At 50.9% G+C, this 16,368-nt stretch carries 10 protein-coding genes; 2 read left to right on the top strand and 8 right to left on the bottom strand.

Going from position 1 to position 16,368, the window contains the following annotated elements; genetic code table 11:
* The first annotated feature begins 2 nt into the window (after positions 1–2).
* Positions 3–1,049, top strand: a complete 1,047-nt coding sequence (locus ACN0YN_RS22280; RefSeq protein WP_417387229.1) for a hypothetical protein — start codon at positions 3–5, stop codon at positions 1,047–1,049.
* Positions 1,050–1,075: 26 nt separating this feature from the next.
* On the opposite strand, the gene ACN0YN_RS22275 is transcribed toward ACN0YN_RS22280, so the two are convergent.
* The 8 genes from ACN0YN_RS22275 to ACN0YN_RS22240 all read right to left on the bottom strand — a co-directional run bounded on the left by ACN0YN_RS22275 (position 1,076) and on the right by ACN0YN_RS22240 (position 14,032).
* Complete coding sequence (locus tag ACN0YN_RS22275) at positions 1,076–2,377, bottom strand: CNNM domain-containing protein (protein WP_417387228.1); 1,302 nt, start codon at positions 2,375–2,377, stop codon at positions 1,076–1,078.
* An 18-nt stretch (positions 2,378–2,395) separates the two neighbouring features.
* On the bottom strand, positions 2,396–4,144 hold the full coding sequence (locus tag ACN0YN_RS22270) for an ABC transporter permease (protein WP_417387227.1): 1,749 nt from the start codon (positions 4,142–4,144) through the stop codon (positions 2,396–2,398).
* A 197-nt stretch (positions 4,145–4,341) separates the two neighbouring features.
* Entirely contained in the window at positions 4,342–5,334 is a 993-nt protein-coding gene (locus ACN0YN_RS22265; protein ID WP_417387226.1) for a polyprenyl synthetase family protein, read from the bottom strand.
* A 235-nt stretch (positions 5,335–5,569) separates the two neighbouring features.
* Positions 5,570–6,049: a cyclic pyranopterin monophosphate synthase MoaC gene (gene moaC, locus ACN0YN_RS22260; protein ID WP_417387225.1), complete on the bottom strand. Its 480-nt coding sequence runs from the start codon at positions 6,047–6,049 to the stop codon at positions 5,570–5,572.
* A 57-nt stretch (positions 6,050–6,106) separates the two neighbouring features.
* Positions 6,107–10,042, bottom strand: coding sequence for a chromosome segregation protein SMC (smc, locus tag ACN0YN_RS22255; RefSeq protein WP_417387224.1), 3,936 nt, complete (start codon positions 10,040–10,042; stop codon positions 6,107–6,109).
* Positions 10,043–10,122: 80 nt separating this feature from the next.
* Positions 10,123–12,174, bottom strand: a complete 2,052-nt coding sequence (locus tag ACN0YN_RS22250; protein ID WP_417387223.1) for a flagellar basal body P-ring protein FlgI — start codon at positions 12,172–12,174, stop codon at positions 10,123–10,125.
* Between the two features lie 377 nt (positions 12,175–12,551).
* Positions 12,552–13,274 carry a hypothetical protein gene (locus tag ACN0YN_RS22245; protein WP_417387222.1) on the bottom strand — a complete coding sequence of 241 codons (723 nt, stop codon included), beginning with the start codon at positions 13,272–13,274 and terminating at the stop codon, positions 12,552–12,554.
* Positions 13,275–13,339: 65 nt separating this feature from the next.
* Positions 13,340–14,032, bottom strand: coding sequence for a hypothetical protein (locus ACN0YN_RS22240; RefSeq protein WP_417387221.1), 693 nt, complete (start codon positions 14,030–14,032; stop codon positions 13,340–13,342).
* A 238-nt stretch (positions 14,033–14,270) separates the two neighbouring features.
* Here ACN0YN_RS22240 and ACN0YN_RS22235 point away from each other — a divergent pair, with 238 nt between their 5' ends.
* Positions 14,271–16,307: a prolyl oligopeptidase family serine peptidase gene (locus ACN0YN_RS22235; RefSeq protein ID WP_417387220.1), complete on the top strand. Its 2,037-nt coding sequence runs from the start codon at positions 14,271–14,273 to the stop codon at positions 16,305–16,307.
* The last annotated feature ends 61 nt before the right edge of the window (positions 16,308–16,368 follow it).

Below are 16,368 nucleotides of genomic sequence, written 5' to 3'. Positions count from 1 at the left end.
AGGTGGCAATAGACGTCTATAAGGATTGGCTGGGGATACCGGAAGGGGAGCGACCTCCACATCATTATGACTTACTGCGATTGGTCAAATTTGAGGACGACGAAGAAAAAATCAGGGCGCATTACAAGAAGCTGAATGCCCATGTGCGCAAGTATGCTTCGGGAAAATACTCGAATGAATCCCAGGAACTGTTAAACGAGCTGGCCAAAGCCATGCTCTGTCTGACCGATCCCGAGCGAAAACACGAATACGATGAAAGCCTGGGGCGTGAGTTCGATGAAGATGAAGACACCGGCCCTAAAACGGTAGAACAGATCCTGATGGAACAGGGCCATATCGATAAAGCTCAGGCAGCAGAGCTCAAAGAATTTGCCGAAAAGCGGGGACTGACCACCAGAGACGCTGCCGTCCAGATGCGGTTTGTGAATGGTGAGACCGCAACTCAGGCCATGGCTCGCTCCAAGGGAATGCCTTACATCGACCTCGAAGAAACGGTTCCCGAATTCAGCATTCTGGAACAGCTTCCTCAACAGATGGCCAAGCGAAATACCATTCTCCCCCTCTTCATCGATGACGACATGCTGCTCGTCGCGTGTGCCGATCAGCCAACTCATGAGCTGGAAGACGACCTGCGGATGCGATACCAGGTTCCTTCGCGCTGGGTCCTGGCGATGCCTCGCTCAATCAATAACGGTATCACCAAATACTATGCTGCTGCAGAAGAGCACGAAGCCGATGAACCAGATGTAGCGGAAGCTGCTAAAGACACCGGGTCTAAGAAAGCAGCTAAAGCAGCCAAGCCCGAGAAAAAGGTAGAAAAAAAGAAACCGCAACGAGGCGGGGCGCAGTTAACCGCTGAAGAACTGAAAGAGAAAAAACAGCTCGCCTTTATCTTTTGTGGCTGGGCTTTCTGCGGGGCGATCCTGATCGATCAGTTCATCCTCAAGAATTACGTATTTCCCCAGACCTGGCCGTGGCATTTCATGCTGACGACACTCGTAACGCCTGTCATCGCATTCTACCTGATGACCGGGATGTGGAAGAAATAACTTCTTCCAAGAAAACCAGGCTGGGATTATTCTACTTCCGCTGTTTCATCGACTGGCATTTTTTCCCGGAGCTCTGCGATCAGATGCCCCAGTTTGCGGACTTCGATCACTTCGAGTTCAAAACCCATCCAGTCACAGATATCACCGACTTCCGGGATATGTTCCAGCTTTTCATGGAACATGCCTGCAACGGTTAACAGCCCATCGTCGGCGATTTCGTACTCCTGCTGGAGCTTACGACAGAGATACCGTAGCGTGGTAATCCCCTCGACATGGTACACGCCCGGTGCCACTTCGCGTACTGGTTCCCTGCGGAGAATTCGCTTGGCCCGGCTCGGTTCCGGTGAAAGCAGTGTATCGATAATATCGTCATGAGAAACAATGCCGATCGTTTCGCCGTATTCATCGACGACCGAAGCGAAGTGACAGTCTTCTGCCTGGAAGCGGGAGTAGACATCGGACAGATTCGCGCACCAGGGGACGTGAATCACCCGTTTCGATTTCTGATTCAGCATTTTTTCCGAGAATGACGACAGTTCCGTCAGCGAAATGATTCGCTCGATTTCATCCGATTCGGTATCACGTTTTCTTAAAATGATGTAATCCGTGTTGGGTGTAATTTTCGTGAGGTCTTCCAGCTGCACGGGCATGTTGAACGTGAGATAAGTCCCGCGGGGACGCATCGCTTCTTCGACCAGAATCTCCGACAGATCCAGGATATTATGCAGGATCTGTCGTTCGTGGCGGATGACTTCTTCACTGGAGCCCGAAGCATCAACGGCGCGTTCCAGGTCTTCAGAATGCAGATAAGATTCTTTCTGAATATGAGGCCAGAAAGCGCGTCGCATCAGGCGACTGATATTCTGCAGTAACGGGATCACCGGATCCAGCAGACGGACAGAAGCAGCCAGAGGCCAACTGACCAGGATCGCGATTTTTTTACGGAATACGATCGACAGACTCTTAGGCAGAACTTCCCCGAACAGAATGATGGCCAGCAGACTGCCTACGGTAAACACTCCGGCTGCCGCTGTCATCCCCTGGTCGGCCAGCCGCCGGGCAATCACACCGGCGACGGCAAAATAACTCAGGTTGATCAACAGGTTCCAGAACAGGACGGCGGTCAGCAGGCGGTCGGCATCCGCGGCTAACGCAGCTACGATCTGCTCGCTGGGTTTGCCTTTACTGAACTTTCTCAGCTCGCTCCGCGACAGATAAAAAATCGCAGTCTCGCTGCCTGAAAAGAACCCGGAAGCAAAAATCAGAGCGAGTAACGCCAGTGATCCTGGAAACCAAATTGCAACGGTATCAATTAATGCGATCATCATGAATCAGGAACAGCCACTCTACCCTTTATCATAAGTGGTTTTTCCCAAAGCAACATCAAATTCAGACACTGCCGGAATATACATGGAAAGAACGGGAAGTCCGTAGGCAAACAGAATGGTAACCAGAACTCCCAGAGTTCCCCCCAACAGAAACGAAGTAATAGCATAAAACGTAAGGAACGGAAGCATCCAGGCCGAGATCGCCAGAGCCCGCGAAGGGTTCCGGTGCGTGAGCGCGGAATGCAACGCTGCACTGCCGACCACAATAAAGACCAGGAAGCTCTGCAGCTGCAGGGCAAACGAGGACCGGGCCTGGACAAGCAGAATCATAAAGATACCGATCCCGACGAACAGGAAGAACATCGTTCCCAGGCTGGCACCGATGGCAGACCGGCTGTTGTCATAGGTCAGCCCCATATGCAGCCCCAGCACAATCGCAAAGATCATCAGCGCCAGAAAACCGATCAGGGCACACAGAAACCCTTCCGTAGAAAATGCCCCCTGGCTGACCAGGTAGCACAAAATCAGTACGGGAACCAGAATCAGTTCTTTACTGTTATAGAAGATTCCCCCCAGTTTCCCCAGGACGAATTCTTTGGCAGTGATATCTGTCACCAGTAACAGTTCAAGCGTTTTACTGTCTTTTTCAGTCGTGATCGAAGTTACCGCCTGCGTATTCGCGAGGACCAGGCTCAACCAGGCAATCCCGGCGAAGGCGAGCCCCTGTGGAGGAATCACTCCCAGATAGAGCACGCCTTCGGCAACCGCTTCTGAAGTGACAGCTGACCAGAGTGTAAAACCAGCCAGCAGAAAATAAGCCAGCTTGATCAGAAATACTTTTCGCCCGTACGCCTTGGTCATGATCTCACGCCAGATCACAGGATTCGACCAGATCACACGGGATTTTTCTTTAACGACCACCGTCTCTGTTTCTGTTTCTGCCTTGGGGGTCGCTTTATAAACTGACCGTGAAGGATTCCAGACCCGCAGTCTGAGCACGGTAAACGCCTTCAAAGCGACTCCCAGCACAAACAGACTGATCAGAGAAGGCCAGGCACTGACGGTAATGGGGTTCAGGCCTGTATTAAGAGAAAGCGGATTCAAAATTTCATAGAGTGAGCGAAACGGATTCAAACCGGCAATCCAGGGACGCAGGCTGGATCCCGCGGGCAGCAGGTTCACAACGACTTCCACAACGCCCAGAAAGACAACCATGCCCAGCACGCTGATTGCCAGCGTCTGAAATGTTTTCTCCCGCCAGAATGCGACGAGAGCGGCCCAGCTCCCCGTTGCGAAAACCGTGATCAGGCACAACAGTTCCATCCAGAGAATCTGCGAGAATTCGACTCCCCCCAGCAGACGCAGAAAGACACAGACGGGTATCGAAGATGCCAGCAGCACATAGACGATTAACAGACTGGACTGGGTTTTCCCGCTGACCAGTTCCCGGTCTTTCAGCTCCGTCATCAACAGCAGGATCAATGTGCCTCTGTCTTTTTCCTGCGCAATATTACTGGCAGAAAACAGGAGTGCAAAAAACAGAACCAGCAATAACTGCAGAAAGGCGATCATCTGAAAAATCAGATTTCCCAGCCGGGCAAATTCGCCGATTGTTGTCGTCTGGATCTGTTGAGTACCCAGAATCGTCTGGCCGGCCGTGAAGATCAGAATGAACACAGCAGCCACATAACCGGAACGAATCAGGTAATGCTTCAGCTGACGGGGAGAAGTCAACGCTTCCCGAATAAAAATTGGATTGTTAAACAATGCTCTCTCGCCTCTTTATTCGACAGGTGACAGCAGTCAATCAGAGACGCCCTTCTCCCCACGACCGAAACGTGCAACCTGATAATCTGTTGCTTTCACTATGATATAAGACTGTACCAGCTTTACTGAAGCATTTTCCAGTGTATCTGAACCGAGCAGAACAAATTCAAAGACGCTTTGGTTCATTGTCACACACTCTAGATTGTTCTCTGAATGGCAAATTCTGTCAGCTCTTCCAGTATCAGTCGCGCCGGGGAAGCGGGACAATTCTGAAGTGAATCCCGGGCCTGTTTTGCGAACTCCCGCGCCCGGTTACCGGCGTAGTCAATCGCATCACTGTTTTTGATATACTGTGAGAGTCGCTGTTTGGTGCTGGGATCTGGTTGAGACAGAATTTCCTGAATCGCAGCTCGGTCTTCCGGACTGCATTGATCCAGCAGTCGAATCAGCGGCAGTGTCAGTTTTTCTTTCTGCAGATCGGACCCCAGCGATTTGCCCATCTGTTCTTCATCGCCGAGCAGATCCAGCAGATCGTCGGTAATCTGGAATGCAACCCCCAAGGCACGACCATATTCATCCATGGCCTGCACGATGCTCTCGTCGGCACTGGCATACAGGGCTCCCAGCTGAGTACTGATGGCACACAGTTCAGCCGTTTTTCCGTTGATGATCTGCAGATACTGTTCTTCCGAGAGTTCGTGATTACCGCGCTCGTAAATCTGAGCCAGTTCGCCTTCACAAACCAGGTTCGTCGCTCGTCCAATCAGTCGGCAGGCACGGGCATCCCCCAGGCTGGCAGTCAGATGAAATGCGTGTGTGAACAGGAAATCGCCGACCAGGACGCTGGTTTCATTATTCCAGCGGGAGTTGACCGTCGCGACATGGCGGCGGATGAGGGCATCGTCCAATACGTCATCATGCACGAGTGTCGCCAGATGAATCATCTCTACAACGGAGGCCAGGACGTAGTGACTCTCGTTGATTCCTCCGGTTGCCGCCGCAGACAGCAGCAACAGAATCGGACGCAGTCGTTTACCTTGAAACCGGGTGATATGCTGCAGGACATCATGAACATAAGGATGCTTCGAGCTGACTTCGCTCAAGAAGACCCGTTCTGCCTGTTCCAGCTCACCGCCAATTAACTCTTCGACACGCGCCAGCAGGTCATGTGTCGTAAGATGGTCCCCCATTACAGCCTCACCACAATATCGAATCGTTTATCCAGTTTTCGTCTGGCGGTCGGTTATTTCACAGATACGGAACAAATGACCCGGTATCCAGCTCACTATTCGCAGCCATTGTAAGCATTCTACCTGCAGATAGGAATGCAAACAGGGGCCGGTGTTTCATTTCCGGGGTCGAAATCAGACTTTCCCGTCTTCTGGGTAAGATAATCCCCTGCGCCTGCTGAAAACAGAGGGAAAATCAATAGGTTTCCCTGATAAAATGGCCGCTCTTTCCACCCGATTTTTCCACCAGCCGGGTCGGGCCAAGCGTCATGCCACGATCCACGGCTTTGCACATATCATAAATCGTGAGCGCGGCGATGCTGACGGCGGTCAATGCTTCCATCTCCACTCCCGTTTTGCCGTCTACTTTCACCGTTGCCAGAATACGAATCGACGTCTCATTGGGAACTTCAAAATCCAGTTGGACACTGGTAATGCTCAGAGGGTGACATAACGGGATCAGGTCGGCTGTTTTTTTCGTCGCCATAATGCCTGCGATACGGGCGATTTCCAGAACATCCCCTTTGGAAATCTGGCGATCCAGAATCAGTTTTTGCGTATGCGGCAGCATGGTCACCAGGGATTCCGCAACCGCAATCCGCGCGGTCACCGCTTTGTCTCCCACATCAACCATGCGGCTGGCGCCTTCTTCATCAAAATGGGTGAGATCAGACATTGGAACCTCTCTGGAATTCTGGCAAACAGCGGAGCAGCCCATTCAGAACCGCAACGGTCAGGCAGCCTCGGAGGCGTCATCGGCAGTTGCCGACTGTTTGAAGTTCCCGTCTTCGCTGATGTCGTCAAAGCGGACGGACATCCGTTTGGAGACCCCTGACTGTTCCATTGTAACGCCGTACAAGACGTTTCCAACAGTCATCGATCGTTTATTATGTGTGATCATAATGAACTGGGTCGTTTCTTTGAAATCGTCAATCAGACCGGCGTAGCGTTCCACGTTCGCTTCATCCAGAGCAGCATCCACTTCGTCCAGAATACAGAACGGGCTCGGTCGGCTGCGGAAAATAGACATCAGCAGCGCGACGGCGGTTAAGGTTTTCTCTCCACCACTTAATAAAGTCAGGCCGCGAAGTTCTTTTCCGGGAGGCCGCGCCACGATTTCGATTCCACATTCCAGCACATCATCCGGATCTTCCAGAATAATGTCTGCTTCACCGCCGCCAAACAGCTTGCGGAAGATTTCCTGAAAATGCACGCGAATGACTTCAAACGTATCATGGAACAGGCGTTTGCTCTCTGTATTGATACGACGAATGATTTCTTCCAGGGAGGACTTGGCTTCATTCAAGTCGTCCAGCTGCGATTTCATATACTCGAAGCGGCATTCCAGCTCGTCCAGATCGTTAAGACTGTCCGAGTTCACGCTGCCCATCATCTTGATCTTCCGCCGCAAGCGATTGACCTGCGCTTCGATTTCCGGACGGATTTCCAGATAGAGCTCTACATTAAAGCCGATGTCAGCAGATTCAGTTTCCTCTTCCACCAGTTCGATTTCCACGAGTTCCGGCTCGGCTACCTCTTCTGAAAGAACTTCTTCCTGCTCTGTGGCGGAGTCTGACAGCTCTACATCCTCCGCTGGTTCTTCTGCCGAAGCGAACTCCTCTTCTGAGACGGATTCTGTTTCCGTTTCGGCTTCGGCTTCTGACTCGTATTGTGCCTGTTCTTCCAGATGCTGCTTGAGAACAGATTCGCCTGAAGCAACAATTTCCTCCAGGGTCAGCTGATATTCCTCATCGATCCGTTCCGCCAGAGTCGTGATCTGATGATCGATATCGCGGGTTTTGAATTCTTCTTCGTGCTTCTGTTCGCTCAATTCACGACGTTCTTTGCGCAGCGCTGCTTCTTCAGAACTGAGCTGTTTCTTGAACTGGCGTTTCTCATCGCGAATCGCTGACACGCTGGCAGCCGATGCGAGCAGGTTTTCCTGTTTTAAATACTGTTCATCCAGCAAAGCACGTGTGTTAAGAATATGCAGTTTAATCTGCGAATTCTTTTCCAGCGACAGTTCATACCGGCGATTGGATTCTTCCTGCTGCTGCTGACGCTGTTCATATTCCAGCTTCAGTCGATCGCAACGCTGATTCAGCCCTGCCAGTCGTTCTTCATGCGTCGCCAGTTCCAGCTTGCGGGCGTTCTGCTGTTCTTTGAGTTCCTGAACTTCACACTGTATATTCAAGAGGACCGACTCGTCTTCCTGAATCAACGCGTTCAAAGACTGCAGACGCTCTTCCGTTTCCTGTTTTTCTGTTAAAACAGTTTCAATTTCGTCGCGCAGTTTTTGTGCGTGATGTTCCAGATCGAGCAGATCATTTTTGACTGTCGTCCATTCTTCATTCCACTGTTCCAGCTTCTGCTCAGCAGCAACTTTCGCCGCCTTTTCAATGGAAAGTGCTTCCGAAGCTTCCTGCATCTGGCTCTGGCAGACGCTCCGTTCTTCATCAACGGTCGACAGCAGCGCGTCCAGTTTTTCCAGAGCAGTTTCGTTGTCGTTCAATGTCCGATCGATGCGAATCAGATCATTCTTGAGTTTTCGCAATTCGCTGCGACGGGTGAAGATGGCAGATTCACCGCCGATGGCACCTACAAAGATCGACTGATTTTCCTCGACCAGTTCTCCCTGCAGGGTAACAAAGCGACATTTTTTGCCCACTCCCCTGGAAAGCCTCACAGCTGTCTCCAGCGAATCGACAATCCAGGTATCTGCCAGCAGCATTTTTGCCAGCAACTGATTTTCAGGAGTCGGTTTCACCAGTTGATCGGCACGATAGACGACACCGCGTTCCGTTGACAGATCCAGCGGTTCGGAGGAGGACTCAGTCGAAAAGTCAGCTGGATCAGCAGCCTGACCTTCCAGCGTGAAGCCCTGGACTGTCGCAGGCAGATCTGTCTGTGCCGTCGGTCTGGTTATGAATCCCACTCGACCTGAGATTGAGTATTTGCCTTCTTTCAGAAATTCATAGAGCGGTTCAAATTCACTGATCACCAGCAATTGAGAGCGAATTCCTAACGCGACTTCCAGCAGCGCAGCCTGTTCCAGATCCACATCCAGCAGATCTGCGACGCTGCCGATGATCGTATTCCAGGGTGAATACTGCGACGTCTGTGCACGATTCAAAATGTCCTTGACGCCGATGCTGATCCCTTCCTGCCGCCGCTCCAGATCTTCGAGCACACTTTTCCGAGCCTGGTAGGCACTGCGTCTTTCCCGCAGATCGGACAGTTGTTGCGTTTTCTGATCCTGTTCGCTGAGGAGCATCTGCTGTTTTTCATCAACATCAGACAGGCTCTGGGCAAATTCAGCGACCCGTTCGCCGGCGGAACGGAAACGTACTTCACACTCTTCAACGACCGCCTGGGCATCGTTGACTTTGGATTCCAGCTGCTGGCGTTTTTCGTGTGCCTTGTCGATGGAGTTGCTGTACGTTTCCAACTGGGTCCGCATCGAAAATACGCGGTTATCCAGCGTCAGCGATGTCTTGTTCAGCTCATGGACCTGCTGTTGCTTCTGCTGAATCTGCTCGCTGGCGGCATCCACTTCTGCCGTCATGGCCGTAATTCGGACGCGCGTCTCTTCCAGTTTCTCACGTTGTTCCTGGAAACCGGATTCGGACTTCAGTTTTTCCTGAGTCACTGCCTCCAGGTCTTTTTGAATTTCTGCAGTGCGTCGAGCCATCAGGATACGCTGTTTTCGCAACCGGATAATTTCCGCTTCGAATTCCTGTTTGCGTTCGAGCTGATGTTCGATCGCAGTCTGATTTCCCGCAATCCCTTCACGGTGCGAAGACAGTTTCTTCTCGACGGATCTTAACTGGTCATCAAACTCCGAGACTTCCGCATCGATAGCAGACAGCTTTTCTTCGTAAGTCTGGTAATCGGTATTCAACTCTTCGATGCGCTGCTGGTACTGGCCGATTTTGTCTTTGAGCGAAGCCTGCTGCGAAGTCAGGTGCCGCCAGTCGTCGGCTGCCATTCCCATCCACAGTTTGCGCAATTCGGTAGAAACTTCCCGGTACTTAGCAGCTTTGGAAGCCTGGCTGCGTGTGGAATTGAGCTGTGCTTCGACTTCATCGACGATGTCGGTTAATCGCTGAATGTTCTGGCCAACACGTTCGAGTTTTCGTTCCGCGTCGACTTTTCGGGATTTATAGCGGCTGATGCCCGCGGCTTCTTCAAAAACAACGCGACGGGTGGCAGCATTCGCCTGCAGGATCTGATCAACGCGTCCCTGTTCAATGATGCTGTAAGCCGACGTCGCGGCGCCGGTGCCCATGAACAGATCGCGAATATCCTTCAGACGGACCGGGTTGCGATTGAGCAGGTATTCCGAGTCGCCGTTCTTCCAGAGTCGACGACCGATGTGAACTTCTTCAGCATCAATATCCAGAAAGCCTTCCCGGTTATTGAAAGTCAGTGTCGCTTCGGCATACGCATTGGCTTTGCGGCCCGCGGAACCGTTGAAGATCACGTCGGTCATGTCTTTACCGCGGAGGCTCTTGGGGCTCTGGTCACCCAGAACCCACTTGATTCCGTCCACGACGTTACTCTTACCACTTCCGTTGGGCCCGACAACGCAAGTGATGCCATCCGAAAATTCAAAGATGGTCCGGTCGGCAAAACTCTTAAAGCCGAACAGTTCCAATGATTTCAGCATCACAAAACCTTAAACGGAAAAACTAACAACAGGGGCCTGACTTGTAGTGGTATCATTCAATCAGATGATCCGATTCCCTTTTATTTGTAAAAATATCGGAACCAGCTCTGGAAGGCATTCTGCTTCATGAACTTGTCATCTTCATCTGTTGACTTGGGTTTGCGAGAGTCTGCCAGCGTCGCTTTTCCTTTACCGTCTGTTTCGTCGGCAGATTCAAATTCGGGTTCATCTGCTTCTTCACTCTCAGCTCTCCGGGAAGAACTGGTGATGGGGGCATCTGTTGTGAAGATGTTAGGAACCATATTCTGATTACCGACCCGTGAGCCCTTCTTCGGTTTCGGTTTGGACGATTTCAGATCACCCGACTTCAGAGCCAGCAGGGAATCGTCGTGAACCGGACGGTAATACATGCGTCCGCCTTCCGGCAGAGCATCGATTTCCACCTGGCCTTCGATATTACCCTGCTGATGAGCCTGTAAAATCATTTGTGCAATATCGGGGTAGCTGGCTCCCATATCCACCGCGGTACGAATCACAACGGCGATATTTTTGGAGACCAGTTTACGCTGATCGGGTTCATCTACTTCATATTTACTGACAGTCAACTGCTCGGCACCGGGTGCTCCCGTGATCAATACCTTACCGGCACGAACGGTGAGCGGCACTCGGAATTCCTGTTCGGAACCAAACAGCACCACTTCCGGGTGTTTACGGTGAGTGACATGAATCATCGGTCCGCCATTCTTCGGTCCGTCCGGTTTGGCATTCGGATCGTGAGTCGTCACGGTCTCCAGTTCGGTCTGCAATACGTGCAGCAGGAATTGGCCGTTCATATCTTCACCACGAATAAAGGGATCGTTTTTATCCAGTGTCCACAGGGCACGGAAGGCACCGTAGCGGGTTTCCGCACTGGTCATACACATCAGTTCGCGTAAATGCAGATGTGCCTCCGGTTCATCGAGAGCTGACATGGCGGCCAACGCGTAGACTCGGAACGCCGGTTCTTCCCGGGCTGCATCCGCCAGGTCCTTAATACCCGAACCATCATCCAGGTAGGCCAGCGCCACCGCCGCATGGAAACGGACTTCCAGCAGAGGACTCTTCAACGCCGATTTCAGAATCGGGATGGATTTTTTCCCGATCGCTTCCAGCTCAATCGAGGCCCGCTCTGCTTTTTCCGGAATCATAATTTCTTCCGTGAGTTTCTGCATGCGCACCCGTTGCGCCACATCGGTTTCCCGGAAGGCGATATAGCGGACCACCTGCAGATAGCGTGAATCGTTATGCTTATAGCGTGGCTTCAGCTTGAGTACCACTTTTTTATCTGTCTTGGCTTCGGCCAGCGGTTCTTCAATTCCGTATTTATCAAAGTGATGGAAGCGTGTACCAATGCGGTTGGCAATACGCTGTGCGTTTCGAATACTTTTGAAATCATTTCGCAGGTACAGAGCCAGGTCACGATCTTCCGCGACCGAAATTCCGCCTGCCAGAATGCGACCACGACGCAAAAGTCCCGAAGTCCCTTTTTTGCGATCTTCTTCGGACATGGGGGGAATCAGAATCGGTCCCTGTGCCTTCGCCAGGATATGACCTTTCAGCAGTCCGCGTCCCTGGATCATCGCCTGTTCGGCCAGGTAGGATTCCATCAGCCAGCCCCCTTCGAGGCTGGTCGCTTCACTGTTACCGGGCAGGTAAACTTCCACATCGAAGGTTTCCCCTTTGCGGATCAGTGGCGGCAGATAAGCTTTCACAATCACCAGTGCCGTCGAAGGGCTGCGCAGAATCTGGTTCGGGTTCTTGACATTCCGGCGACGCATCTCGCGCAGTAACGCTTCACGGTGAACCGAAGGAGGCGGGTTGCCGCCTGTCCCGTTCAGACCGGTGACGAGACCTACGCCCTGCAGCGCGATCAGGTTCTTACCGGTAATCTGGGTGTATTCGCCAATGAATGGTGTATCGACCTTGGTCTCAAACTTCTCGATTTCAGACGTCGTTTCATCTTCATCCGGACTCTGCGAACGCATACTGGCCGACTTCAACCAGCCCTGCGGATTCAGATTGAGTTTCTGACAGCCCGTAAAACCGGCAGTCAGGATGATCACGACGATTAATAAATTGACAGTGTTCTTCACAGTACGACCCCGTTTGTGAGAAAATAGTCTTTTCAGAATGGTTGTTTTCCCACTGAACCCGCTTCCGGACAGACGTTGATTCTCAAGCAGACAGGCATAAGTCTACAACCTGACTGAGTCCAGTCGATTTAACTGAATTGTTTCTTGAGTGATCAAACAGTGCCGGAATCGACACAGCAGAAAACCTGAAGAGAAATTGAGATTTGATTTGAGAGAGATTTGTGTGGATCGGGAGCTTATTGCAATCGGCAAACGGGGTCAATACCGATTTTTTCACCTGCCAGCAGCCATCCTGCCGGCAGGTGAAAAGAGGATAATCTCATACTGAGATAGACCGTATCTGATTAGATCACGCTGATTTACGAGACAAGAATCCGTTATGACCCTGAAAACGGTATCGTATTATCCTGAAACACCTTGCCAGCCGGTTTCTTTTTCGGTTTGGGAGATCCAAAACCTGCAGGTCTAAACTGATCATCCGCAGAAAACGGCTGAAACTGGTTCTGTTTTCGAGAACCGGGAAATGAAAACGGATTTGACTGAGTCGCTTTCGCTTCGGTAAAGGTAGCCGCTCCCAAAGTTTTCAGCTGAATCACACCCGGGTCTTTAAACTGAACCTGAATTTCGGTAGCTTCAATCTGGGTATTCCGGGAGCCAACACCTCGAATCAGTTTGACGTTCTCTTTTTCCGTTCCTTTGAGACTCATTGAGTTCGTCCCAAAATCGAAATGGGCTTCATCAGCAGTCGCATTGATCTGATCGGCACTGCTGATAATTTTCACAGTGCCTTTTAAATCCAGCTTAAGATCAGAATGGCTGGAACAGGTTGCGTCTATCACATCTGCCGAGAAACACATTTCATCGATTTTGATTCCCGCTCCCCCCTGCAGGCGAATAACACGATTCCCGTCTCCATGGATTTTCACATCGATTTCTTCCCCACTTAAGATCATTTGATCCAGTGGCAATGTCTGAACTTTCGCGGCAGTGACTGATTTTTTCTCATCCTTCGATTCCGCGATTTCTTCAGAGAACCCCGGATTCAATATACTGCCTGCAACAACAAGAGACAGAACGAACGAAAAATGGTTTCGTGACATTTTATTTCTCCATAAGGAATTAAGAGTCGTACTCGGGGGGATCTTAATCTATATCTTTAATCAGACTAGTTGCGCACATAAGGCTTTCTGGCCTCAACACCCCAGTCATGCGAAAACAGATTAATCTGAGCGATGGCGATTTGATCAAAGAAATCGAATTGACTTGGCTCCGTTGTTGCGACTCTGACGGTGTCTTTCAGTGTTGCCTGCCGCTCATTAATATTGACGTTTTCGATAGGTTGAACCAACATCGTTTGCAGATCTTTGTATCTCATAAGAATATGTGTAGCAGTGATTTCTGTAGTCTGCTCATTCTGAGTTCGAATTAATGAGACAGTCTCGTGCTTGCTACTGGTGAGGCTTAAAAATCGCTTTTTATACTCCAGGCAGGCGTGCTGGGCTGACATACGTAATTGATCACGCTCATTTTCAATCTTAACATTTCCCTTGAGCTCAATCCGTAAATCATGTTCATCTTTGTAATTTAGATTAATTGTCTCTGCTTTAAGACGAGTTTCACCACAGAGGACTTGGGCATCACCCTTTAGTCTGATTACATTTTGATCATCCCGTGAGACCCAGATATTCAGTTCTTCTGCCTTTAAAATAAAAGGACCAAACTCGATCGTTTTATTTTCAGCTGAAAGAGCCGCGTAGTTTTTTGGTTTATCTCTGCGGACCGGGACGGCAGTCTCTGCCCGACAAATCGAATGAATTTCTATCAGACAAATTACAACAGTTAACAGTCGGACTAACATGTAGAACTCCCTTTCCAGATTTGAATTGCGATTGCACTCAGGTGTTCTAACAGACAGTTTTTCGATCGTCCATGCCAATTGTCGCGGAAATCCTCTCTTTGGCTGATCGGAGAATATCTTTGCTGAATCAGTTTTCAAACGCCGTCACTTCCGACATGATAGTATGCACAATGTTAGTTGCCACCGTTTAAGAAGTTACAACATTCCTGACGTTCTTAGTCCTCGCGAGAATCATCCCATGCTTTTTTATCAAAAACATCTTGTCAAATTTACAAGCGCATTCCTGATTTGCCTGACTCTGCTTCCCAGCCTGACGAAAGCGGATGGTCCCAAAGATAATATTCCGGACGAAGTCCGGCGCATTCCCGCTCTGGGAGTTGAAGTTCCGGCGGAACAAAAGCAGCAGCTGGAACAGGGACTGGCAAAACTCAAGACCTCGCTCGATCAGCTCAAGAAAAGTAAGGATGCCCGCATCAAAGCATTGATCCCTGATGTGGAAATCTACTATCGCGCGGTCTGGTCTGCACTCGAGTATCAGGAGTTCTTTCACGAGCGGGAAATCGGAACAGGACTCAATCTGCTGAAACAGGGACAGGAACGGGCCGACCAGTTGTTGAAAGGGGAAGCACCCTGGACACAACAGACAGGCCTGGTCGTCCGCGGTTATATTTCCAAAATCGATCAGACCGTGCAGCCTTACGGACTGGTCATCCCGGACAATTACACGTTTTCGGGTAAAAGCGAGTATCGCTGCGACCTCTGGTTTCATGGCCGCGGAGAACGGTTGAGCGAAGTCAACTTTATCAACCAGCAGCAGCGATCCCGGGGACAGTACACGCCTGCCAACACAATTGTGCTGCATCCGTATGGCCGTTATTCGAATGCGTTCAAATTCGCCGGCGAAGTCGATGTCCTCGAAGCTCTGGAATCGACTAAACAGAATTACCGCATCGACGACGATCGCATTTCTGTCCGTGGCTTTTCCATGGGGGGCGCGGCCTGCTGGCAGTTCGCTGTGCATTATGCCGACCGCTGGTTTGCCGCCAATCCGGGAGCCGGCTTCTCGGAAACGCCACTGTTTCTGAAAGTGTTTCAGGAAGAAAAGCTGAAACCCACCTGGTACGAAGAAAAATTATGGCAGCTGTATGACTGTCCGGGCTATGCACTCAACCTGTTTCAGTGCCCGACTGTCGCTTACAGTGGGGAAATTGACAAACAGAAGCAGGCCGCCGATGTAATGGAACTGGCGCTGAAAAAAGTGGGGATCGATATGGTTCACATTATCGGCCCTGATACTGCGCATAAAATTCACCCGGATTCCAAAGTCATCATCGAAGAGAAAATGGATTCCCTCGCGCGGATCGGTCGACAGCGCGTGCCGAGCACGATTCACCTGTCCGCTTTTACGCTGAAATACAATCGCATGGCGTGGGTGACGCTGGATGCGATGGACGAAGAATGGAAGCAGGCCCACATCGACGCCCGGCTGCTGAGCGGCAACCGTGTCGATGTGAAAACAGAAAACGTGACTGCTTTCTCTTTAAAAATGGCAGCCGGTGAATCGCCGCTGGATATGACACAGCCGGTGACGGTGCAGGTGGATGGAATGAAACTGGAAGCCCCCCGCCCGCTGTCTGACCGTTCCTGGGAAGTCTCATTTCATAAAACCGGTGATGGCTGGCAGGTGGGTCCCGCGTCTTACGAACCCGGACAGTTGGTGAAGAAACATAATCTGCAGGGACCGATTGACGATGCCTTTATGGATTCGTTTATCTTCGTCTCCCCTTCCGGAACGTGTGCCTCACCGACTGTCGACAAGTGGGTTCAATCCGAAATGCAGCATGCGATCGTACACTGGCGTCAGCAGTTCCGTGGCGATGCCCGCGTGATGAAAGACGCCGAGATCACCGACAAAGAGATCGCGTCCAGCAACCTCGTCCTGTGGGGCGATCCCCAGAGTAACCAGATCATTAAAAAGATCGCCGACAAGCTGCCCGTTCAATGGACGGCGGATTCCATCATCCTGGGTAAAAGAAAATTCCCGGCGGATCACCACGCTCCGATTCTGATTTTCCCCAATCCGTTGAACCCTGAAAAATACGTGGTGCTCAACAGCGGATTTACCTATCGTGAATACGCCTACCTGAATAATGCCCGTCAGGTACCCATGCTGCCCGACTGGGCGATTATCGATTTGCGGACTCCCGCAGGCAGCCAGTATCCAGGGAAAGTCGTCGATGCGAATTTCTTTGATGAATTCTGGCGATTAAAATAAAGCGCTACCGATTCCGGTCATGAACACTCTGGAATCATACAAACCGTACCTTCTTGAATAG

This window comes from Gimesia sp. (assembly GCF_048260065.1).
GTDB lineage: Bacteria > Planctomycetota > Planctomycetia > Planctomycetales > Planctomycetaceae > Gimesia.
The sequence above is the reverse complement of the archived record's forward strand: the minus strand, read 5'-3'. Positions and strand labels throughout refer to the sequence as shown.